This window comes from Hamadaea sp. (assembly GCF_013362815.1).
GTDB lineage: Bacteria > Actinomycetota > Actinomycetes > Mycobacteriales > Micromonosporaceae > Hamadaea.
The window spans coordinates 617,223-637,822 of the sequence record NZ_JABFVK010000013.1; the positions used below are offsets into that span (position 1 = coordinate 617,223).

A 20,600-nucleotide genomic window follows, 5' to 3' on the forward strand; every position below is an offset into this window, starting at 1 on the left:
TCAGCCTAGCGCGTGTCGTTCTCCGGCCTCGAGGGTGATCCGCTTGCGGCGTCCACTCCAGACGACGTCCACAGTGGCCGGAGCAGTGGCGAGCAACCGGGCGCGGGTGAGCTCGCCATCGGCCCAGGTCAGCTCCTCGACGGTGACCCCACCCCGGGCGCGCAGTCCGGTGACGCGGCCGGACGGCCACGCCGACGGCAGCGCCGGAAGCAGCTCGATCACTGGTACGCCGTCGGCCCGCCCGTGGCTCTGCACGAGCAGCTCGGCGATGCCCGCCGTGACGCCGAAGTTGCCGTCGATCTGGAACGGTGGATGCGCACAAAGCAGGCTCGGATAGACCCCGCCGCCTTCTCCCGTGGTCGGCCGCAGGTATTCGCCCAGCAGCCGATGGGCGGCGTCGCCGTCCCGGAGCCGCGCCCAGAGCCCGATCTTCCAGGCGATGGACCAGCCCGTTCCGGCGTCCCGCCGCAGTTCCAGTGACCGCCGCGCGGCTGCTTCGAGCGCTGCGTCCCCAGTGGACGTACGCCCGGGGAAGAAGCCCACGAGATGCGACACGTGCCGGTGATGCGGCTCGACCTCGGTACGCTCGGCCGACCACTCCAGCAGCTGGCCCTGACTGCCGATCCGCAGCGGTGCCAGCCGGGCGAGCGCCTGCCGGGCCTCCTCGATCGTGGCCCGATCCTCGGGATCTCCCTCTTCGGCTGGCCCGAGCGCGGCCTCGGCCCTTCCGGCTGGCCCGAGCGCGGCCTCGGCCTCGATCAGGAACTCGAAGAGTTCCCGGGCCAGCACGAGGTCCATGACCGTGCCCTCTTCGACGCTGGCCGGACCGGCCGGGGTAACGAACTGGTTCTCCGGGCTGGTCGACGGGGAGGTGATCAGGTGGCCGTCGGCGTTCTCGACGAGCAGGTCGAGGACGAAGCGGGCGGCGTCGGCCGCGATCGGCAGCGCTTGCCGCAGGAAGTCCAGATCCCGCCCGAACCGCCAGTGCTCGGCCAGGTGCGTGACCAGCCAGGCCCCGGCCATCGGCCACTGCGCCCACATCGGGTCGCCCTGGCCGAGCCCGACCGGCACGGTGATCCGCCACAGGTCGGTGTTGTGGTGGCAGGTCCAGCCGCGGGCGCCGTACAGCTCGCGGGCGGTCGGCCGGCCCGCCTGGGCCAGCTCGCCGATCATCCGCAGCAGCGGCTCATGACAGTCGGCGAGCGCCGTCGTCTCCGCCGGCCAGTAGTTCATCTGCGTGTTGATGTTCACCGTGTACTCACAGTTCCACGGTGGGACGACGTGCGGGTTCCACAGGCCTTGGAGGTGGGCTGCCTGCGTACCGGGGCGGGAGGAGGCGGCCAGCAGATAACGCCCGTATGCGAAGGCGAGCACCGGCAGCTGCTCGTCTGGCTCCCCGGCGGCCCGGCGGCGTAGGCGTTCATCGGTCGGCTGCGCGGATCGGTCGTCTTCGGTGTCGAGGGTCAGCGTGACCCGGTCCATCAGCGCTCGATGCTCCGCGATGTGCGCTGCTTTGATCGCCGTCCAGCCTGCTGCTCGGGCGCGGTCGAGGTCAGCGCGGGCCGCCTGTTCGTAACCGTGTTTGGACGGTGGCCGATCCCAGCCGTCGAAGCTCGTCCGGATCGCGACGTAAACGGTCGCCGACCGCGCCTGCCGGATGCTCACGGTGTCCACAGTGGTCTGGACACTGCCGCCGTCCGTGGCCACGTGGAAGACGGCGTACGCCCGCATCGACCCGTCGTCGGCGGGGACTTCGCCATCGCGGCGAGGCCAGGGAATGACGTGCCGGGGTGCGGCCACCTCCAGGACGAGACCGTCGCCGTCGGGCCGGATCTCCGCTCGCTGCTGCGGCGTCCTCCAGCGGAGGTCGGCGTCCACGCCGCCGTCCAGACGGATGGCGATGACCTGATAGTCGGCGCTGGCCAGGACTTCCTGCCGGAAACCGCCGCAGTCTCCGCGTTCGGCGGCCTTCTCGCGTTCGGCGGTCGCGATGCCGTCGCGGAGGTCGAGCGTTCGGCGGTAGGTACCGCCGCCGGCCGGCTCCACGTGCGTGATCTCCAGATCACCGACCGGCTGGTACGCCTCCGCATCGGCGCCCTGCGTACGCCGGAGGAGGTCGCCCGCCGCGACGAACTCGCCTGCTCGAATGAGGCGGCGTACCTCGTCGAGCAGGCCCGCCGGGACATCGGGGACGGTGGTGTCGCCGGGGCCGGACCAGAACGTGTCCTCGTTCAGGCTGATCCGTTCGACGGGGAAGCCGCCGTACACCATCGCGCCCAGGCGGCCGTTGCCCACCGGGGTCGCCTCTTCCCAGGTGGCGGCGGGGGATACGAAGATCAGTTCCGGCACGGCCGACAGCCTAGACTTCGTCGGGCGCCCGGCCAACGGCACTAGGTCGTCAGTGGGCCGGGTACCGCATCCGCGGATTCGATCGCGCGGCGCATGTCGGCGATGCCGTACTCCATCCGCGTGCGTACCTCGGCTGCGCGGTGGGGCGGCAGAACTCGGGCGGTCCACACGAGCCGGCTGCGCCCTTCGCCGGCGGGAAACACCTGGAACTCCGCCTCGTGATGATCTAGCGGCGGCCGCGCGCCCTCGGCGACGGCGTACGCCAAGCGCCGGGAGTCCTCCTCGATCGACCGGATGACCTCGCGGATCACGTGGCCGTCGGGGAACGTCAGGAACCGCTGGTCGCCGTCGATCCGCGTACCGGCGACCCGGGTGGGCAGCAGGCGGCGGTGCACTGCGCCGACATCCCGGACGACATCCCAGACCTGCTCGGGGTGTACGCCGATCTCGGTCTCCACGACGATCGCGGTGGGCTCGGGCTGGCGCGGCATCGGGTCAGCCTACAGTCGGAAATGCGCCACTCCTTGAGGCCGCGGGCCGCCACACTCTCCAGGTGAGGTTCATCAGGCTCGTGGCGCCGTTCGTGATCATGGCAGTCCTCGTGTCCGGCTGCGGTGGCAAGCCGGCCGGAACGGCTGCGCCTTCGGAGACGCCGACGGGTACGCCCGCGCCCCAGGAGACGGTCGGCATCTCGGCTACCACGGCTCCGTCGGTCGCCGGCTCCTCGAAGAGCCCCACGGCGAAGGCCTCGACCCAGCGGCCGGGACGCAAGATCAAGGTAATGGTGCTCGGCGACTCCATCTCCGCCGGAGCCCAGGACGAGGTGATGAACGGCTACCGCCTCGATCTGCTGAAGAAGCTTCCGGCGTACGCCATCGACTACGTCGGCTCGTACAAGCGGGGCGACAGCCGCCTGGCGGACAAGGACATGCAGGCCGAAGGCGGTGCCTGCATCCACGCGACGCCGTGCAACAGCACCAGCATGTACGAGGAGACGGCGGGCTGGATCACCGCCGCCCAACCGGAGGTGGTCATCCTCCAAGGCGGCGGCAATGACTACTGCTGCGGGCGCAACGACCAGCCCGATTCGGTCGTGATCCAGGCGATGACCGACTGGATCAACCTCATCTTCAAGACCAAGCCGGGGGTCTACATCGTGGTCATCGGCATGACCGACTACCACTACGGCTACAAGGACTGGATCCCGAAGTACGTCAAGAGCCAGGCGGCGGCGGGCAAGCGCATCGCGTTCGTGTCCTACGACGGAGTGTCCACATACGACACCGTCCACCCGAACATCGCCGGATATCAGCAGCTCGCAGGTCGCATCGCGCTGGTGGTCAAGCCGATCTTCGACAAGCTCCTCGCCTAGACTGGGGCGCATGGCTGATCAGCGACCGCCCCGCCTCGTCACCGGCGAACGGGAGACCCTCGTCCAGTTACTCCAGTTCCAGCGTGAGTCGATGGTCCGCAAGGTCACCGGCGTCTCCGACGAGGCCGCCCGCCAATCCCCGGTCGGCAGCGGCACAAGTCTGTTGTGGCTGCTGAAACACCTCACGCAGACCGAGTACTCGTGGTTCCGCCGGCGGTTCGCCGGCGAGGAGGTCGAGTTGCCGTCCGAGGAGGTGCTACCCGGCGACACCGTGTCGTCCGCGGTGGCGGCATATCAGCAGTCCTGGTTGGACGTCGCGCCGATCCTGGAGCAGGGTGACCTGGACGCCGAGTGCGGGCAGCCCGGTCCGCAGCCGCCGTCGAACCTGCGCTGGGTTCTCGCCCACATGCTGGAGGAGACGGCCCGGCACGCCGGTCACGCCGACATCATCCGCGAGCTGATCGACGGCTCCACCGGCCGCTGACCTCTCCGCTGCAGATCACGGTTACGCATGCTTCCGCCGGCGGTTTTGGCCTGCGTAACCGTGATCCGCAGGGAATGCGCCCGGTCGGAAATCCGTTGCCAAGGTCGAAGTCGGCGACATCGTCGGGTTGCCCGGCCCCGGACCGCCACCAAGGTGAAGCCCGAGGCCGGCTCCGCTTAGCCCTGGAGGGGGAGCCAGGTCCCGTGCGGGGCGGTGCGGAGCAGCGACGACAGGCCCGCGTCGTCGAATGCGCGCTCGATCTCGGCGAGACCTTGGGCGAAGTGCGTCCAGCCGTCGTAGTGCGCGGGCACCACGATGCCGGCGCCGAGCACTGCCGCGGCCGCCGCGGCCCGGTCACCGTCGAGAGTCAGCGCACGACCGTTGAATCGCGCTGGTACGCGGGCTGCCCCGACGTTGAGCACGGCGACGTCGATCGGCGGTACGCGCCGGGCGATCTCGGCGACCGTGCGGATCGAGGCGTTGTCCCCGCTCAGGTAGACGGTCGGCAGCCCCGGTCCGGTGAGGACGAACCCGGCGACCTCGCAGTTGACGTTGCCGTCGGCGTCGCGTTCGGCGTCCTCGGGACCATGCACGGCCGGCACGACCTGGATGGTCAGCTCACCGCCGTCCGGCCGGGCGACGACGTGGGTGTCCCAGGGGCGTACGCCGATCGCCGGCGCGCCGAGCCGCCCGGCGGTCACCGGACCCGCCACCACCAGCGGCGACTTCAGGGCGTACGCGCGACCGCGGTCGTCGAGGTTGTCGGGGTGCAGGTCATGGCTGACGAGCACGACGTCGGCCGGGCCTACGACGTCTTCCGCCACGACCGGACCGGCCGTCTTGGTGAGAATTCCGTGCGGTCCGGCGTCGTCGAAGGTCGGGTCGACGACGACGCGCAGGCCGCCGAGGTCGAGGACGGCGGTCGGCCCGCCGAGGACGGCGATCGCGGCGTCCTGACGAGTCAGGCTGATCTTGGCTTCCACGGCCCGACAGTAACCATCACCAGCTCGGTACGCCGAGCCCACGTCAGCTTCGTCACGTCTGTTGGTGCGTACGATATGCGCTTTCGTGTATGCGCACCGTGGACTATGGTCGCGCGCATGACGGGGATGGAACAAGTTCCGCGCAGCGTACGCCTCGCGGTCGCGATGATCTGGCTGTCAGCAGCGGCCGGGCTACTGCTCGTGCTGGACGGATTGCTCGAGCTTTACTGGTGGAGCACCGACGACGCGGCGAAGCTGTCCGGTGTCTTCCGGCAGATCGCCGCCGAGTACGGATTGCAGATCCCGGCGCTCATCCGTGACCGGGGCGGCGCGGTGGAGCTGATCGTCCTCGGACTGATCTGCCTCGCCGGAGTGGTGCTGGCGCGATCGGTACGCCGCGGCTCGGCGAGCGGCCGCACCTATGCGCTGCTGCTGGCCGGGGCGACGCTGCTCTTCGGGCTGTTCGGCATCGGATCGGACCTCAGTGTCACGCTCCGGCTCGGCGACTATCTCCATCAGATGACGACGCTGGCCTCGTCGGCCCGCATCCCGGAGATCGAGGCGCTCGTCTATCCCGCCTGGTACGCCTGGCTCGAAGACCTCGCCCAGGGGCTGCAAGTCCTGGCCGCGTTGGCGGTGCTCGTCACTCTCGCGTACGCGATGATCTGGCATCCGCAGCACTTCGTCGACCGGAGGCAGACCGCAGCCGTGCCCGGCGATGCCTGGGGTGATGCGCTTCAGCGCATCCGGAAGCAGCGCGCCGAGTCCCAAACCGACGCCTGACCGTAGGTCTGCGGGTCACGCGTCCGATCGACGGACCGAGTCCTTCAGGACGGCCAGGACGTCGCCCCACATCTTCTCCGAGTGCCGGACCTCTTCCTCGCTGCCGGCGTTCGTCTGGGTGATCGTCACGGTGGTCTCGTCACCGACCGGCACCAGGTCGAACGTCACGACGTGGTAGTTGTCCGGCTCGTCGGGCAGTCCCGAGAGCGGGCTGAAATGGGTGAACCGGAGATACTGCCCGGGCTCGGCGTCGAGGATCTCGCCGTGGTCGTGGAACTCGCGGCCCTCCCAGTCACCGTCGAACCGGATCGGCGATCCGGGCTGCCAGTCCGTCGTGACGTCCGCTCCGAAGAACGCCTGGCTGACCGTCGCCGGATCGGTCAGCGCGCCCCACACCGCGGCGGGGTCGGCATCGATGGTGACGCTGGTGGTGGCGACAAGCTTGGTGGCCATGACAGCCCCATTCCCCGCTGGCCCCGCGGCAAACACCGGGCACGTTCGGGAACATGATCGTCGGGTGCCGACGATCAGTGCACGATTTGGCCCACGAATGTCGGAAGCCGACGATCATGCAGGTGCGGACCGCCAAGAAAGGAGCAGACTGGTACGCATGCCGAACGTGGCGCAGAAGCTCATCGCGGCCCACCTGCTGTCCGGCGAGACCACCCCGGGCGCCGAGATCGGGCTGCGCATCGACCAGACGCTCACCCAGGACGCCACCGGCACCATGGTGATGCTGGAACTGGAGGCGCTCGGCCTCGACCGCGTACGCACCGAGGTGTCGGCGCAGTACGTCGACCACAACCTCGTGCAGGCCGACGAACTCAACATGGCCGACCATCTGTTCCTGCGTTCGGCCTGCCGCCGGTTCGGCCTCTGGTATTCCGGCCCGGGTAACGGCGTCTCCCATCCGACGCACATGCAGCGGTTCGGCGTACCAGGGAAGACTTTGATCGGGTCGGACTCGCACACGTGCGCGGCCGGATGCCTCGGCATGCTCGCGATCGGGGTCGGCGGCCTGGAGGTGGCGATGGCCATGGCCGGGCAGCCGCTGTTCGTGCGGATGCCGCAGATCTGGGGCGTACGCCTCACCGGTGAGCTGAAGCCGTGGGTGAGCGCCAAGGACGTGATCCTGGAGATGCTGCGCCGGCACGGTGTCGGCGGCGGCGTCAACAAGATCATCGAGTATCACGGGCCGGGGCTGGCCCGGTTGACCGCGATGGATCGGCACGTGATCGCCAACATGGGCGCGGAATTGGGCGCGACCGCGACGGTGTTCCCGGCCGACGAGCAGGTGGCGGCGTTCCTGCGCGGGCAGGGGAGGGAGCAGGATTTCGTAGAGCTGCTCGCCGACCCCGACGCAGAGTACGACCTGACGGACGAGATCGATCTGTCGACTGTGGAGCCGTTGATCGCCGCCCCGCAGTCGCCCGGCAACGTGACTCCGGTACGCGAGGTCGCCGGGCAGCCGGTGCATCAGGTCGTCGTCGGTTCCTCGGCCAACCCCGGTCTGCGGGACGCGGCGATCGTCGCCGCCATCGTGGCCGGGCGGCGTACGCACCCGCAGGTGTCGCTGGACGTCAACCCCGCGTCCCGGCAGACCCTCGCCGAACTCACCGCCATGGGTGCGACACTCGAGCTGATCCGGGCCGGGGCCCGGCTGCATCAGACCGGCTGCCTCGGCTGCATCGGCATGGGTCAGGCTCCCGCGCTCGGGCGCAACAGCCTGCGTACGTTCCCGCGCAATTTCCCCGGCCGCTCGGGAACGCACGACGATCAGGTGTGGCTCTGCTCCCCGGAAACGGCGGCCGCTGCCGCGCTCACCGGCGAGATCACCGACCCTCGGGACCTGCCGTCGCTGCTCGGCATCGACTTCCCGAAGCTGCGCCTGCCCGAGCCGATGCCGGGGATCGCGGCCATCGAAACGCCGCTGCCGCCGGATGAGGCCGCCGAGGTCCCGCTCGACAAGGCCCCGAGCATCGGCCGCCTGCCCGATCTCGACCCCCTGCCCGACCGCCTCGACCTGCCCGTCTCGCTCAAGCTCGGCGACGACGTCTCGACCGACGAGATCATGCCGGCCGGCGCGCGAGCATTGCCGCACCGCAGCGACATCACGCGACTCGCGGATTTCGTCTTCGAACAGATCGAGCACGGGTACGCCGGACGGGTGCGGTCTTTGGGCCCGCATGCCATCGTCGCCGGGAACAACTACGGGCAAGGCTCCTCGCGAGAGCATGCGGCGCTGGCGCCGCGCCATCTGGGACTGCGCCTCGTCGTCGCCCGTTCTTACGCCCGCATCCATTGGCAGAACCTCGCCAATTTCGGGGTGCTTGCCCTGGAGTTCGCCGACCCGAGTGACTACGACCGCCTGAACGCCGGAGACGTGCTCGTGCTGGACGGCGTACGCGAGGCGCTCGCCGCCGGGCCGGAGCTGGAGGCGTCCACAAGCGACGGTCAGCCCCTGCGGCTGCGGCACCGGCTGTCGGAGCGTCAAGTCGCCATGGTGCTCGCCGGTGGACAGATCCCGCTGCTCCGGCAGCAGGAGCAGGCCGGTCCTCAGTAGCCGGCGGATCAAGCGTTGCGGTGGACCACCGCGACCGGACCGGCGGCGTGGTGGGTCAGCGCCCGGGAAGTCGAACCGAGCAGCAGGCTGCGGAGCCCGCCCAGTCCCCGGCAGCCGACCACGGTGAGGACGGCTCCGGCGGACGCCTCGATCATCGCCTGATCCGTGCGCCCGGTGTAAACGGGCCGCAGCTCGATGTGCAGGCGCGGATGCAGTCCGGGCAGGTCGGCAGTCACGTCGGCGAGCAGGCGCTCGGCTTCGGCCTTGCCCTCGGCCGCCGCGTCCGCCGTTCGCGGATGCAACGTTTCGGTGTACGCGTTCAGCACGACCAGGTCGGTGTTGCGCAAGGCGGCTTCGGCGGCGGCGTACCGGAGGGCGCGGGCGGCATGGTCGGACGCGTCGACGCCGACGAGGACCGGGCCCCGGTCGGGCGCCGGCCCGCGTACCACGATGATCGGGCCGAGCCCGTGCACGGTCACCTGGTCGGCGACCGAACCGAGCAGCAGATGGGTGAACCCGCCGTCGCCCCGGGCGCCGACGACGGTGGCGATCGCCTCGCGGGAGGCCTCGACGAGGACTGCCGTCCCGCCGCCGATCTCCAACTGGGTGTCGATCTCCAGCCCGGCGTACGCCGCCCGCAGCCGATCGGCCGTGGTGGCCAGCATGTCCTCGGCGTTCCGGCGGGCCCGGGCGTCGAAGTTCTCCATCTCCCCGAGCGAACCGATCGGGGAGTATCCGTATAGCGGCAAGTGATAGCCGTAGACGCAGCGCAGCGACGCACCGTGGCGGACAGCGTACGCGGCCGCCCAGCGGGCAGCCTCCATCGCCGCGGGTGACCCGTCCACGCCGACCACCACCGGGGGTTTGGCATCCACGTGATCACCTTCTCTGGTAGTCGCGTACCCGGGCGTGTACGCCCACAAACCTAGGCTCGCCGAGCGCAGGGCTGACACCGATGCCGGGATCGTGACGTGATGATGGTGATCATGGTGGCCGTCCGGCCGAGTCTCGCGGCGCGGGCGGCGCTCTAAGGTCCAAGATCGAGCGGGCGTTCACCCCCCTGGCGCGCCCGGCTCGTTGCGGGTCATGGTTCTCCCGCCGTCTGGGCGGCTGCTTCGCCAACCCCCACCCCCCAGGTGGAGCGGCCGCCCAGACGCACTACGGTCACCTTCTTGCCGACTTGTCCCGCCCTCAGGAACGGACTGGGCGAGCCCGGGCAACGGACTCGGCGAGCCCGGGCGTCGTATCGGCATGACCCTGATCGACTTGGACGTCGCGCCGCCGCCGGCCGACGACGACCGGCCCTCCCGGCTGCACGGCGTACGCGCTGCGCTGCGGCGGCAACGGTTGGCTGTCGGCGGTGGACTGCTCCTCGCCATCGTGCTGGCGACCCAAGCGGGCGCGGCGCCCGGCGTACCGGCGATCGCACCGGTGCGTCTTCCGGCCGTCTCGGCGGACGGGCCGGTCCTCGTCTCCGGCGATCGGGCGTACGTGGTGACCCAGAAGGACTTCGAACTGCGGGCGTACTCCCTGATCACCGGTACGCAGCTGTGGGCGTACCAGTCGGGCCGGCCGATCGAAGACCTGCGCGCCGTCGGTGACCTGGTGCTCGTGGTGAGCCGGCAGGCCACCCGGGTGGTCACCGACGACGGGTCGGTGATGCGGATGGAGGTGACTCCGGGCCTGACCGTCGCCCTCGACGGCCGCCGGGGAACGGCGCGCTGGCAGCGCTCGGGCGCGCTGGCATCGAATGCGCCGTCGGCCGGAGTCGTCGTGATGCAAGACGAGACGGGGCTGGTCGGCGTCCGCGCGGATGACGGAAGCGAGGTGTGGCATGACGACAGCGCCCACGTCTATCCGGCGTACGCCGAGTCGCCGGCGGTTCTCGCGGGAACCTATCTGCCCATGGAGGACAGTTCGTTAGGTGGCCGGATCCAGTTGAGCCTGCTGGACGTGGCGACCGGGCGGAGCCGCCTGCTCGGTTCGGTGCGGGAGGCCGTCGTGCCGATCCTCGCGGTCGGGTCGTCGGCCGTGCTGGTCTATTTCGGAGACAAAGGCGTGCTCACGTACGGACTGGCCGCCGTCGGATCGGACCCGGTCGCGATCATGCCGATCACGGTCGTCGCGCCGAACGCCGTCCCGAACGCGACCCCCGACGTCATCGGCGATCCCCGGTGCGGCCCGCTGATGTGCCTGACCATCGATTCGGACCTCGTCGCCGTCGATCCGGAGACCCGGATCGCGCAGTGGCGGCGGACGACGTCGTGGTCGCACACCCAGATCGAGCTGGGCGGACGGGTCTTGCTGCCGGTCTTCCAGACGACGACCGCCGCTCTCGTGGACGCGGCGACCGGGCACGTCGACGTCGAACTGGGCGTCTGGCGGGTCGGCGGCGTGCTCGGCGATCGGCTCTACACCCTCTACGAGCCGCGCCGTGGCGGCCATGCCTGGCTGGGCGTGGTCGACGGAAGCCGAGTCCGGGCCGTGGCCGACCTCGGCGACGCGCGCGAGTGCCAGGTGGCCTCGGGCTGGCTGTTCTGCGCCGGCGACGGCAAGTCCGCCGCCAAGGCCTGGCGAGTGGCGGGGGTGCGTTGACACGGGAAATACTAAGCGCGCATACTAGTTATCGTGAAGACGATCGCTACCGCTCGAATCACGTCCGCCGCACCGGCCGCCGCGTTCTTCGCCCGCTGGGCCGACATGGCCACCTGGCCGGAGTGGAACACCGACACCGCTTGGGTCCGTCTCGACGGGCCGTTCCGCACCGGAGTCACCGGTGTGCTCAAACCCAAGGGCGGGCCGGAGGTGAAGTTCGTCGTGGCCGTGCTGGAGCCCGGGCGCGAGTTCACCGATGTCTCGCTGCTCGCCGGAGCCAAGCTGACCTTCCGTCACCTGGTCGGCCACGACGCCGACGGGCGTACGACGGTCGACGTCGACGTGACCCTCGGCGGACCGCTGGCTTTCATGTGGTCCGTGATCCTCGCCAAGGGCATCCGCGAGAGCCTCCAGGCCGACCTCGACCGGCTGAATGCCGTGTGCTCGGCGGAGTCCGCGGCGGTGGCGTGATGACGACTCACTGGCTGGGTGTCGTGTGCCGCGACCACGTACGCCGCGGGACCGGGCTGGGCATCGCGCAGCTCGGGCACGGCAAACGCGACGGGCTGGCCCGGCTCGCGCCGGGGGACTGGCTCGTCTACTACTCGCCCCGGACGAGTCTGCGCGGCGGTACGCCGTTGCAGGCGTTCACCGCTCTCGGCGAGGTCGCCGACGACGTGATCTGGCAGGCCGACGAGGGTGACTTCCATCCCTGGCGTCGTAAAGTGTCCTACGTGGAGGATGCTCGGGAGATCCGGATCATGGACGTCGACCTGGACCTGACCCGGGCACGGAACTGGGGCTACCAGTTGCGCCGCGGTCTGATCGAGCTGACCGAGGCCGACTTCGAGCAGATCCGGGCGGCGATGGCGGGCCCGGCGTGAGCGGACTGGCCACGGAGTTCGGCAGCGCCGAGGAGAGCCCCGGCCTGCTGCTGTGGCAGGTGACCAACCGATGGCAGGCCGCCATCCGGGCCGCCCTGAAGCCCTACGGCCTGACGCATGTGCAGTTCGTCCTGCTCGCGGCGTTGACCTGGCTGCAGGACTCGGGACCGGTGACGCAGAAGGCGCTGGCCGACCTGGCGGCCACCGACCCGATGATGACCTCCCAAGTTCTGCGGGCGTTGGAGTCCCGCGGCCTGGTGCACCGGCCGCCGCATCCGCAGGATCGCCGGGCGCGCGCGATCGCCGCGACCGACGAGGGCCGGGCGCTGGTCAACCAGGCGATCGTCGCGGTCGAGGCGTGCGACCGGGCGTTCTTCGGGGTGCTAGGCGACGCCGTGGGCGGTTTCGCCGGTGCGCTCCGGGCGCTACGCCGCACCTGACGAGCGCCGAAGTTTACGGCTGGTGGCCGGGGGTACGCCGGGTTTCGTGGATTTCTTACTTTGGATCATCGCGGTAGTTCTCGTGATCGCCGGGATTCTCGCCATCGTCCGGCGGCAGATCATCTGGGGCATCGTGCTCATCGTGCTCGGCCTGCTCGTCGGGCCGGGCGGGGTCAGCCTGTTCAGTTGACCGCCACGGCTGGCGCAGGCTCGACCGTCGTAGGCGCGGCGGCTCCCATTCCGGGCTGCCGTCGCGCCCACCACAGGAGACCGATGTAGGTCAGGTCGAAGACGCTGCATCCGATGCCGAGCGTCAGGATGAACGCGGAGTGCTCGTACGCCCCGAAGACGATCGTCGGCGCGAGCGTCCCGATCCATTTGGCGACCGCGATCAGCATGGTCTGACCGCGTACGCCGCGCCGGGCCGCGAACATGGCGATGAAGAGCCCGGACATCAGCAGATTCTGCAGGAACGCCGAGTACCGCGAGGCCAGGTGCCAGTCGAACTCGACGACGAACAGCCATTGCACCACGAATCCGGTGGCGAACACGAGCACGCTGAACGCCGCGAACATGGCCCCCGACAAGAAGTCCGGGAGTTCGCGGCGGCCGAAACGCAGGAACGTGTAGACGATGACCGCGTCGGCCAGCGCCCAAACCACGTTCACCACGCCCTGCAACGACACGCCGTCGAGCAGGCCGTGCACCCCGTAGATCCACTCCCAGCCGATGTTCAACGCCAGTGCGACCAGGGGCATCGCGTACGTGCGCTGGCGGAAGCCGATGCGGATCGAGTCGATGTAGACGATCGTCCACGCCAGACCGCTGAGTGCCGTGAGGAACGTGACCACGGCGGCAGCGTAGCGGAGTTCACGGCCATCCGGCGCCCGGCACCGTCACCTCGACCGCCAGCACCTGGCCGCTGCCGGGCCGCACCGGTTCAGTCTCCGTCATGCCCTGCCAAACGGCAGCGACGACGAAGAGTGTCGTGCCTGCCGGACCGCCGAGCGCGCACGCGAATGCGCCGCGGTCCAGCTCGATCGTCTGCCGCACGCCGCCGCCTTCTGCCACGCGTACGACCCGGCAGTTGGGCACGTCGGCGTACCAGACGGCGTTCTCGGCGTCCACGCAGATGCCGTCGGGCGCGCCACTGCCCAGGTCCGCCCAGATCCGTCGGTTCTCCAACGTCCCGTCCGCGGCGATGTCGAAGCCCCACAGGCGATTGCGGAACGAGTCGGCCACGATCAACGTCGAGTTGTCCGCCGTCACCGCCATCCCGTTCGGGAACAGGATGTCGTCGGCGACCTGGCGTACGGAGCCGTCCGGGGTGACCAGCGAAACCGACCCCGGCCGGACCGGCTCCCCGGCCATGGGATCGAAACCGGCCCGGTTCACGTAGACGTTGCCCCGTCCATCGGCGACCACGTCGTTCCACCCGGGTTGTCCGAGATCTGAATAGCCGGTGAGGACGCCGTCGGCGGCTCGGACGAGCAACCGCCCGGCGACCGACGAGACGACCGCCATCCGGCCGTCGGGCAGCCACGCGGTGCAGAGCGGCAGCGACGCGACGCGCGCGACCACCTCGCTCCGGCCCGCCAGGTCGGTCGCGAGAACCTCGCCCGCCGACCAGTCCGAGAAGTACAGCCGATCACCGTGCCATCGCGGGGACTCCACCAAGCCCCGGCCGTCCAGCACCATCCGAACGTCGCTCATCTGCCGACCACCTCACTCATCAGTCTCACCTGCTATACGAACGAGCCCCCGCCGAATCGACACTCGCTCCGGCGGCTACGGTCGCGATCATGGAAAACACGCCCCGGGCTCCCTGGCCGCTGGCCAGCCTGCTGCTGCTCGCGGGTGGGACCTTCCTCTCGGTCACCACCGAGATGCTGCCCATGGGCCTGCTCAGCTCCATCAGCCACGACCTTCGCGTCAGCGAGTCGTCGGTCGGCCTGCTCGTCACCGGGTACGCGCTGATGGTGGCGCTCTTCGCGGCTCCGCTCGGCCGGCTGACCGCGCGGCTGCCTCGGCGTGCGCTGTTCGTCGGCACCCTCATGGCGTACGCCGGAAGCAACGTCGCGATGGCGGCGAGCGTGAGCTACCCGATCGCGACGGTCGCGCGCCTCGCGGGTGGACTGACGCACGGGGTGTTCTGGGCGATGGTCGCCGGCTATGTCGCCCGGCTGGTCCCACCGGAGCGGTTGGGCCGGGCGGTGACCGTCGTGTTCACTGGCGGAACCGTGGCGGTGCTGGTCGGAGTGCCGCTCGGCACCGGGCTCGGCGTCGCGGTCGGCTGGCGGGCGTCCTTCCTGCTGCTCGCGGCGGCGACCGCCGTGATCGCACTGGTGGCCTCCCGCCTCCTCCCGGCAATGCCCGGGGAGTCGTCGGCCGACGAGACCAGCCTCTTCCGCGTCCTGCGTACGCCGTCGGTGGCGGTCGTCGCGGTCACCACCGCGCTGACGATGCTCGGCTACTTCGCCTTCTACACCTACATCTCGCCGTTCCTGCAGGCGTCCGGAGTCGCCGAGACGTCGCTGGGCCCGGCATTGTTCGGCTACGGAGTCGCCGGCGCCGTCGGGCTCTTCCTCGCCGGGCTCCTGGTCGACCGGCGACCCAGGTTGGCGATGCTGACCGGTGGCTCCCTGCTCACCGCCGCACTCGCGTACCTGTCCATCGCTCCGGACGGAGCCGTCTTCGCCGTGGCGGGTTTGATGGTGGCCGGCCTTGCCCTCAACGGGCTCGCCGTTCTCGTTCAGGCGGCCATCTTGCGCGCGGCTCCGCCGCAGGCGGGGGACACGGCGTCGGCGCTCAATGCGTCCGCGTTCAACCTCGGCATCGGCGGTGGCGCGTTGCTCGGCGGGCAGGTGCTCGCCGCCGCCGGCACCGGTGCGTTGCCGATGGTGGCCGCGACACTGACCGCGGCCGGTCTGATCGGCGTCCTTTATGGACGGCGCGACGGCTTCCCGGCGCTCGCCGGTTGATCGACGTGGCGCATCGCTTCGGCGGCGACGGTGTGCCCGTGGTCCTCAAGTCCGTCGATGACGCCGCTGACGTCGGCGGCTGACCGGTTCTGACTGAGCTTGGCCTTCGCCTCGATCCGGTGGATGACGAGCTCGACGCCGACGATGGCGCGGGCCTGACCGGCGACGTACGCGGCCGGCGCGTCGTCCACCGACCACGGATGCGCCATCGCGGCCTCGTGATGGTCGGTCAGGCGGCGGACCAACCCGGTCACCCAGTCGACGTCGTCGTGGACGATCAGTTCGCCGTAGACATGGGCGGTGACGTAGTTCCAGGTGGGGACGACCCGGCCGTGCTCGGCCTTGGTGGCGTACCAGGACGGGCTGACGTATGCGTCCGGACCCCGGACGATGGCCAGCGCCGCACCGAGAACCGGCAGCTTCCACTGATCGTTCGTACGCGCGAGGTGCCCGAGCAGCGCGCCCTGTTCACCGATGGACGGGTCGAACAGCACGGGGAGCATCGTCGCGACCAGGCCCCGATCCGTCGAGGTGATCAGGTCGGCCGCGCCGGGACGCTCCAGCAGCTGCCGGACCGTTGTGTCATCTGCGGCGAAATGGGTGGGAATGTACATCGATGTCGTCCTCGCTCGAACGGCTGCGGCCTCCACCAGCCTGTCATACGGTGAGGGCTGACCCGACACCCGACGAGGGAGTGCCTGATCATGGAGATGCAGCACGACAACGGCACGATGGCACAGGGCGTGTCGGCGGCCCTGGAGTGTCACCGGATCTGCGAGGAGACCATCAACTACTGCCTTCAGCAGGGCGGTCGCCACGCCGAGGCGGCGCACATCCGGCTCCTGACCGACTGCGCCGACATCTGCCGCATGGCGGCCGACTTCATGGCCCGGTCCTCGGAGTTCCACCCGGCCATCTGCACCCTGTGCGCCGACGTATGCCGTCAGTGCGCGGCGGCCTGCGACGCGTTCGACGACGACCTGCAGATGCAGCGCTGCGCCGACGCCTGCCGTGAGTGCGAGCGGTCCTGCCGGCAGATGGCGGTCGCGCACGCCTGAGGTGGCGGCCGGAGCCGGATCGGGGAATGCTTGCCGGCATGACCTTCGCCATCGGCGGTACGCTGCCGGTCGACCGGCTCGGCTTCGGCGCGATGCAGCTCACCGGACCGGGGATCTGGGGTCCGCCGCGTGACCACGATGAGGCGGTACGCGTCCTGCGGAGAGCCGTCGAGCTCGGCGTTACCTTCATCGACACCGCCGACTCCTACGGTCCCGGGGTGTCCGAGGAGCTGATCCGGGCGGCGCTGCGCCCGTATCCGGAGAACCTGGTCATCGCCACCAAGGCGGGTCTGCTTCGGACCGGGCCCGACGAGTGGCACACCCTCGGGCATCCGGCGTACCTGCGGCAGCAGGCCGAACTGTCGCTGCGCCGGCTCGGGCTCGACCGCATCGACCTGTTCCAGCTGCACCGCATCGATTCGGCGGTGCCCCTGGCCGACCAGCTCGGAGCCCTGACCGACCTGCAGAAGGAAGGCAAGATCCGCCACATCGGACTGTCGCAGGTCTCGGTGACGGAGATCCAGCAGGCACAGGCGTACGCCGACATCGTGACCGTGCAGAACCTCTACAACGTCGCCAATCGGCGGGCCGACACGGTGCTCGACTACTGCGAGACCGAAGGACTCGGGTTCATCCCGTGGTTCCCGATGGCGACCGGCGAACTGGCCCGGCCCGGTGGGCCGCTCGACGCGCTCGCGACCGAGACCGGGGCGACTCCGGCTCAGCTCGCGCTGGCCTGGCTGCTGCGCCGCTCTCCGGTGATGCTGCCCATCCCGGGCACCTCATCGGTGGCGCACCTGGAGGAGAACATGGCGGCGCGCGACATCGCGCTGACCGACGAGCAGTTCCGCGCCGTCTCCTGAAAACAGCGCCGCCTGAGTCAGTGCCGCCGTTCCCGGAGGAACTCCGCCCACGTCTTCCGGCCGACCGCCCGATCCGGCGCGGTGATCGCCCCGGCCGCGATCGCATGGGCGGCGGCACCCGGGACGGGGATCGGCAGCATGGCCCGGCGTTTGCCGGTCGCCCGCAGGTACTCACGGAGGAACACCGCCATGTCGGCGGCGTCGGGCCCGGCGACGTCGGGGGCCAGACCGGCCGGTTCGGCACGGATGAGGCCGGCCATGTGATCGGCGACCGTCTCGACGTCGACCGGCTGGAACTTGAGCCCGCGGAACGTCGGCACGACGGGCGACTTGGCCAACGTGCTCGCCACGGTCTCGATCAGTTCGAAGAACTGGCTCGCCCGCAGCACCGTCCACGGCAGACCGGACTGCTGGACCACCCGCTCGGTGGCCAGCTTCATCGCGAAGTAGCCGAACAGCGTCCGGTCGATCCGGCCGCGCATCGGCACCCGGTCCGCGCCCACCACCGACACCGACACGATGTGCGGCTCACCGGCTCGCCGGGCGGCGGTCACCAGCGTCCGGGTCAGATCCTCGTCGCCCTTCGGGCCACCGGCGCAGTGGGCGATCACGTCCACTCCGGTCACCGCCTCGGCGATGCCGCGGCCGGTCGCGAGATCGCCGACGACATGTTGTACGCCGGGCTCCGACGGATGCGGGTGCCGGGACAGGACGCGTACGTCGTCACCGTTGCGGCTGACCCGCTCGGCGACGTGGCGGCCGAGCGTACCGGTGCCGCCGGTGATCAAGACGAGGGCCACAGCGAGAAGCCTACCCCTGGCACCGCGCGGCAAACCGTCATTCGTCCAGCGAGAGCATGACCTTGCGTAACAGGGTGTTGAGCTGCACCAGTTCCTTCTCGGTCAACGCCGACAGCAGCTTGTTCTCGCGTTCCAGGCCTTCGGTGAGATGGTGTTCCCACACGGTCCGTCCGGCGGGGGTCGGCCGGATCAGGATGCGCCGGCGGTCGGTGGGCTCGCTCTCCCGAGTCACCAACCCGGCCTTCTCGAGCCGGTCGAGTCGGCTGGTCATGGCGGCCCGGGTGACCGCCGTGGCCTCGGCGAGCTGCCCCGGGGTCGCCTCATGAGGATAGGAGTCGACCATCAACGCGTGCAGCGTCTTGTAGTCCTCGATCGTGAACTCCGAACCGGCGAAGGCGGCCACGTCGTCGCGGCGCATCCGGCGCAGGATGTGTCCCATCCGGATCATCGCCGCCTCGACCTGGGGTGAGAAGGCCGGATTGTCGCGGAGATAGTCGGCCCAGCGCGCTGCGTGGTGGTCGGCGGCGTCCCGCTCGTCGACCCGGTCCGGCGTGCTCATGGCTTGATGATGGCATAGCCGGCCCAGATGGCACGACGTCTGATAATTAGTTGTCAAATAGTTCGACGGTGAACTACTCTTCGCGGCATGAGACACATGAGCCGCGACTTCCGGTTGCTGGCCATCGGACAGGGCCTGTCCTGGCTCGGCAACGGCTTCCAGACGGTGGCCCTCGCCGTCGCCATCCTGCTCGCCGGTGGCGGTGCGAGCGACCTCGGCCTGGTCATGGCCGCGTCCATCGTGGCGATGCTCGCCGGAACCCTCTTCGGCGGCGTCTGGGCCGACCGGATGCAGCCCCAGCGCGTCATGGTCCTGTCCGACATCGTCCGCGCCGCCGCCGCGGCTGGCATCGCGCTCGTCTTCGGCACCGGGCAGTACGCGTTACCCCTAGTCATGGCGCTCGCGGCGATCTCGGCCGGCGCCGGGTCGTTCTTCGGACCGGCCTTCACCTCGCTCAAGCCCATGCTCGTCTCGCCCGAGCAACGGCAGTCCGCCAATGCAACGCTCAGCCTGCTGCAGACCTCCTGCGCCGTCCTCGGCCCGGCCCTCGGCGGCCTGGTCGTCGCCCGATTCGGTGCAACCACCGGCTTCGCCGTGAATGCGGCCAGCTTCGTCGTCTCGACCGTCACCGCGCTGCTCATCCGGGCGCGCGTCACCCGTCCGCCGCGCGAAGGCATGCTGCGCGAACTCGGCGCGGGCTGGTGGGAGATCCGCCGCCGCGACTGGCTGCTGGTCGGCGTACTGGCCGCCACCGTCTATCACATCGCCAACGGGGTGGTCCTCGTCCTGATCCAGGTCCTGGCGATCGAACGCCTCGGCGGCGCGACCGCGGCCGGTCTCGTGGCGGCGGCCGAAGGACTCGGCGGGGTGGTGGGCGCGGCCGTCGGCCTGCGCTTCAAACCCCGGCGGCTGCTGCGGGCCGGATGGCTCACCCTCTTGCTGATGCCGGCCTGGGTCCTGGTCTACGTCTGGCCCGGCGTGCTCACCGCCGTCCTGGCCGGAGCCGTCGTCGGGTACGCCGGACTCGCCTTCTTCTCGGTCGCCTGGGACACCGCGTTGCAGGACCACATCCCGCACGACAAACTTGCCCGGGTCGCCTCGTGGGACATGCTCACCTCCTTCCTGGCCATGCCGATCGGCAACGCCCTCGCTGGACCGCTGGCCTCGACGTTCGGCTATGACCCCGTCCTCGTCGTATGCGCATTGGTGCTGTTCGGGGCCGGAATGGCGCCGCTGTTCGTCGCCGGTACGCGCCGCCTGGCACGGTCCATATCGGAGCCCGCCCCGTCGCCGACGCCTGAGGTCGTAGAAGTGGCCTGACGCAGGCACGCAGCGGCTGGCACGATGGTCGCATGATCGACTCGCCGCGCCTGATCCAGTCCACGCCGAACGCGTCCTGGCTGCCCGAGGGCGGTACGGCGGAGGTCTGGGCGGGCGCGGAGCTCGAAGTCCCGGAACCGGCGGTGATCGTGCGCCTGCTCCTCCTCCGGGAAGGCGGGCAGGAACTGTTCTGCGTACGCACCGAGAAGGGGTTCGACCTCCCGACCTTGTTCCTCGGCGGTGACGGCGGCTGGCGGTCGGTCGCGTACGGCATCGGCGAGCTGACGACGCGGTATCTCGGTCACATCGCGCCGGTGAAGTGCGTCGGCTTCGTGCGTAACGTGGTCCGAGAAGCCGATGCCGCGTACCGCCTGCCGGTCCCGTTCGCGCATGTGCCGGTGTTCACGCCGACCGAGCCCTACGCTGGGTGGGCGGACCTAAAAGGCGAAGGCGTGTGGATCGGCGTCGCCGACGCACCCGTGCTGCTCAGCCAGCGGCATTGGTGGCCCATCGCCCGCGTGCGGCTCGCGTCTCGGCCGGGCTGACCGACCCGTAGGCCCCGGCGA

24 protein-coding genes are annotated in these 20,600 nt (G+C 70.1%); 14 read left to right on the forward strand and 10 right to left on the reverse strand.

Annotation, left to right across the window (positions count from 1 at the left end; all coding sequences use genetic code 11):
- Complete coding sequence (locus HOV77_RS07780) at positions 1-2,349, reverse strand: glycoside hydrolase family 95 protein (protein WP_290859550.1); 2,349 nt, start codon at positions 2,347-2,349, stop codon at positions 1-3.
- A gap of 41 nt (positions 2,350-2,390) precedes the next feature.
- Positions 2,391-2,840 (reverse strand): SRPBCC family protein, encoded by a 450-nt coding sequence (locus tag HOV77_RS07785; RefSeq protein ID WP_290859552.1) that lies wholly within the window; start codon positions 2,838-2,840, stop codon positions 2,391-2,393.
- Between the two features lie 62 nt (positions 2,841-2,902).
- Between HOV77_RS07785 and HOV77_RS07790 the strand changes: the two genes are divergently transcribed.
- Entirely contained in the window at positions 2,903-3,721 is an 819-nt protein-coding gene (locus HOV77_RS07790) for a GDSL-type esterase/lipase family protein (protein ID WP_290859558.1), read from the forward strand.
- 10 nt (positions 3,722-3,731) lie between these two features.
- The gene (locus HOV77_RS07795; protein WP_290859562.1) at positions 3,732-4,205 is read left to right on the forward strand and encodes a DinB family protein; all 474 of its coding nucleotides are present in this window, start codon (positions 3,732-3,734) and stop codon (positions 4,203-4,205) included.
- Between the two features lie 176 nt (positions 4,206-4,381).
- Here HOV77_RS07795 and HOV77_RS07800 read toward each other — a convergent pair whose 3' ends face one another.
- Positions 4,382-5,188 carry an MBL fold metallo-hydrolase gene (locus HOV77_RS07800; RefSeq protein WP_290859565.1) on the reverse strand — a complete coding sequence of 269 codons (807 nt, stop codon included), beginning with the start codon at positions 5,186-5,188 and terminating at the stop codon, positions 4,382-4,384.
- Positions 5,189-5,305: 117 nt separating this feature from the next.
- Here HOV77_RS07800 and HOV77_RS07805 point away from each other — a divergent pair, with 117 nt between their 5' ends.
- Positions 5,306-5,971 (forward strand): hypothetical protein, encoded by a 666-nt coding sequence (locus HOV77_RS07805; protein WP_290859567.1) that lies wholly within the window; start codon positions 5,306-5,308, stop codon positions 5,969-5,971.
- 15 nt (positions 5,972-5,986) lie between these two features.
- Here HOV77_RS07805 and HOV77_RS07810 read toward each other — a convergent pair whose 3' ends face one another.
- Positions 5,987-6,424: an SRPBCC family protein gene (locus tag HOV77_RS07810; protein WP_290859569.1), complete on the reverse strand. Its 438-nt coding sequence runs from the start codon at positions 6,422-6,424 to the stop codon at positions 5,987-5,989.
- A gap of 157 nt (positions 6,425-6,581) precedes the next feature.
- On the opposite strand from HOV77_RS07810, the gene HOV77_RS07815 reads away from it, so the two are divergent.
- Positions 6,582-8,534, forward strand: a complete 1,953-nt coding sequence (locus tag HOV77_RS07815) for an aconitate hydratase (protein ID WP_290859571.1) — start codon at positions 6,582-6,584, stop codon at positions 8,532-8,534.
- An 8-nt stretch (positions 8,535-8,542) separates the two neighbouring features.
- On the opposite strand, the gene HOV77_RS07820 is transcribed toward HOV77_RS07815, so the two are convergent.
- Positions 8,543-9,409, reverse strand: coding sequence for a universal stress protein (locus tag HOV77_RS07820; RefSeq protein WP_290859573.1), 867 nt, complete (start codon positions 9,407-9,409; stop codon positions 8,543-8,545).
- 376 nt (positions 9,410-9,785) lie between these two features.
- Between HOV77_RS07820 and HOV77_RS07825 the strand changes: the two genes are divergently transcribed.
- From HOV77_RS07825 to HOV77_RS07845, 5 genes are read left to right on the forward strand one after another with little or no spacing between them, the layout of a single operon-like run.
- Positions 9,786-11,129 (forward strand): PQQ-binding-like beta-propeller repeat protein, encoded by a 1,344-nt coding sequence (locus HOV77_RS07825; protein WP_290859576.1) that lies wholly within the window; start codon positions 9,786-9,788, stop codon positions 11,127-11,129.
- 33 nt (positions 11,130-11,162) lie between these two features.
- Positions 11,163-11,600: an SRPBCC family protein gene (locus HOV77_RS07830; protein ID WP_290859581.1), complete on the forward strand. Its 438-nt coding sequence runs from the start codon at positions 11,163-11,165 to the stop codon at positions 11,598-11,600.
- A complete protein-coding gene (locus HOV77_RS07835; RefSeq protein WP_290859587.1) occupies positions 11,600-12,013 on the forward strand; it encodes an EVE domain-containing protein in 414 nt (137 codons plus the stop codon). Before HOV77_RS07830 ends, HOV77_RS07835 begins: the two co-directional genes overlap by 1 nt.
- Positions 12,010-12,453 (forward strand): MarR family transcriptional regulator, encoded by a 444-nt coding sequence (locus tag HOV77_RS07840; protein ID WP_290859590.1) that lies wholly within the window; start codon positions 12,010-12,012, stop codon positions 12,451-12,453. The genes HOV77_RS07835 and HOV77_RS07840 overlap by 4 nt, the downstream gene beginning before the upstream one ends.
- 46 nt (positions 12,454-12,499) lie before the next feature.
- Positions 12,500-12,643: a GPGG-motif small membrane protein gene (locus HOV77_RS07845; RefSeq protein WP_290859592.1), complete on the forward strand. Its 144-nt coding sequence runs from the start codon at positions 12,500-12,502 to the stop codon at positions 12,641-12,643.
- Here HOV77_RS07845 and HOV77_RS07850 read toward each other — a convergent pair.
- On the reverse strand, positions 12,636-13,304 hold the full coding sequence (locus tag HOV77_RS07850) for a hypothetical protein (RefSeq protein ID WP_290859594.1): 669 nt from the start codon (positions 13,302-13,304) through the stop codon (positions 12,636-12,638). The two genes, HOV77_RS07845 and HOV77_RS07850, sit on opposite strands and share 8 nt — an antisense overlap.
- A 19-nt stretch (positions 13,305-13,323) precedes the next feature.
- On the reverse strand, positions 13,324-14,166 hold the full coding sequence (locus HOV77_RS07855) for an SMP-30/gluconolactonase/LRE family protein (RefSeq protein WP_290859596.1): 843 nt from the start codon (positions 14,164-14,166) through the stop codon (positions 13,324-13,326).
- 89 nt (positions 14,167-14,255) lie between these two features.
- Here HOV77_RS07855 and HOV77_RS07860 point away from each other — a divergent pair, with 89 nt between their 5' ends.
- A complete protein-coding gene (locus HOV77_RS07860; protein ID WP_290859598.1) occupies positions 14,256-15,434 on the forward strand; it encodes an MFS transporter in 1,179 nt (392 codons plus the stop codon).
- Here HOV77_RS07860 and HOV77_RS07865 read toward each other — a convergent pair.
- Positions 15,395-16,048, reverse strand: a complete 654-nt coding sequence (locus HOV77_RS07865) for an FMN-binding negative transcriptional regulator (protein WP_290859600.1) — start codon at positions 16,046-16,048, stop codon at positions 15,395-15,397. The two genes, HOV77_RS07860 and HOV77_RS07865, sit on opposite strands and share 40 nt — an antisense overlap.
- 90 nt (positions 16,049-16,138) lie before the next feature.
- Here HOV77_RS07865 and HOV77_RS07870 point away from each other — a divergent pair, with 90 nt between their 5' ends.
- Together HOV77_RS07870 and HOV77_RS07875 are read left to right on the forward strand one after the other, a co-directional pair.
- Positions 16,139-16,492 carry a four-helix bundle copper-binding protein gene (locus HOV77_RS07870; RefSeq protein ID WP_290859602.1) on the forward strand — a complete coding sequence of 118 codons (354 nt, stop codon included), beginning with the start codon at positions 16,139-16,141 and terminating at the stop codon, positions 16,490-16,492.
- 38 nt (positions 16,493-16,530) lie between these two features.
- Positions 16,531-17,355 carry an aldo/keto reductase gene (locus tag HOV77_RS07875; protein ID WP_290859605.1) on the forward strand — a complete coding sequence of 275 codons (825 nt, stop codon included), beginning with the start codon at positions 16,531-16,533 and terminating at the stop codon, positions 17,353-17,355.
- A gap of 17 nt (positions 17,356-17,372) precedes the next feature.
- Here HOV77_RS07875 and HOV77_RS07880 read toward each other — a convergent pair whose 3' ends face one another.
- Together HOV77_RS07880 and HOV77_RS07885 are read right to left on the reverse strand one after the other, a co-directional pair.
- The gene (locus HOV77_RS07880; protein WP_290859612.1) at positions 17,373-18,155 is read right to left on the reverse strand and encodes an SDR family oxidoreductase; all 783 of its coding nucleotides are present in this window, start codon (positions 18,153-18,155) and stop codon (positions 17,373-17,375) included.
- Positions 18,156-18,192: 37 nt separating this feature from the next.
- Positions 18,193-18,714: a MarR family transcriptional regulator gene (locus tag HOV77_RS07885; RefSeq protein ID WP_290859616.1), complete on the reverse strand. Its 522-nt coding sequence runs from the start codon at positions 18,712-18,714 to the stop codon at positions 18,193-18,195.
- A gap of 87 nt (positions 18,715-18,801) precedes the next feature.
- On the opposite strand from HOV77_RS07885, the gene HOV77_RS07890 reads away from it, so the two are divergent.
- The gene (locus tag HOV77_RS07890; protein ID WP_290859618.1) at positions 18,802-20,034 is read left to right on the forward strand and encodes an MFS transporter; all 1,233 of its coding nucleotides are present in this window, start codon (positions 18,802-18,804) and stop codon (positions 20,032-20,034) included.
- A 32-nt stretch (positions 20,035-20,066) separates the two neighbouring features.
- Positions 20,067-20,579 carry a hypothetical protein gene (locus tag HOV77_RS07895; protein WP_290859621.1) on the forward strand — a complete coding sequence of 171 codons (513 nt, stop codon included), beginning with the start codon at positions 20,067-20,069 and terminating at the stop codon, positions 20,577-20,579.
- Positions 20,580-20,600 lie beyond the last annotated feature (21 nt).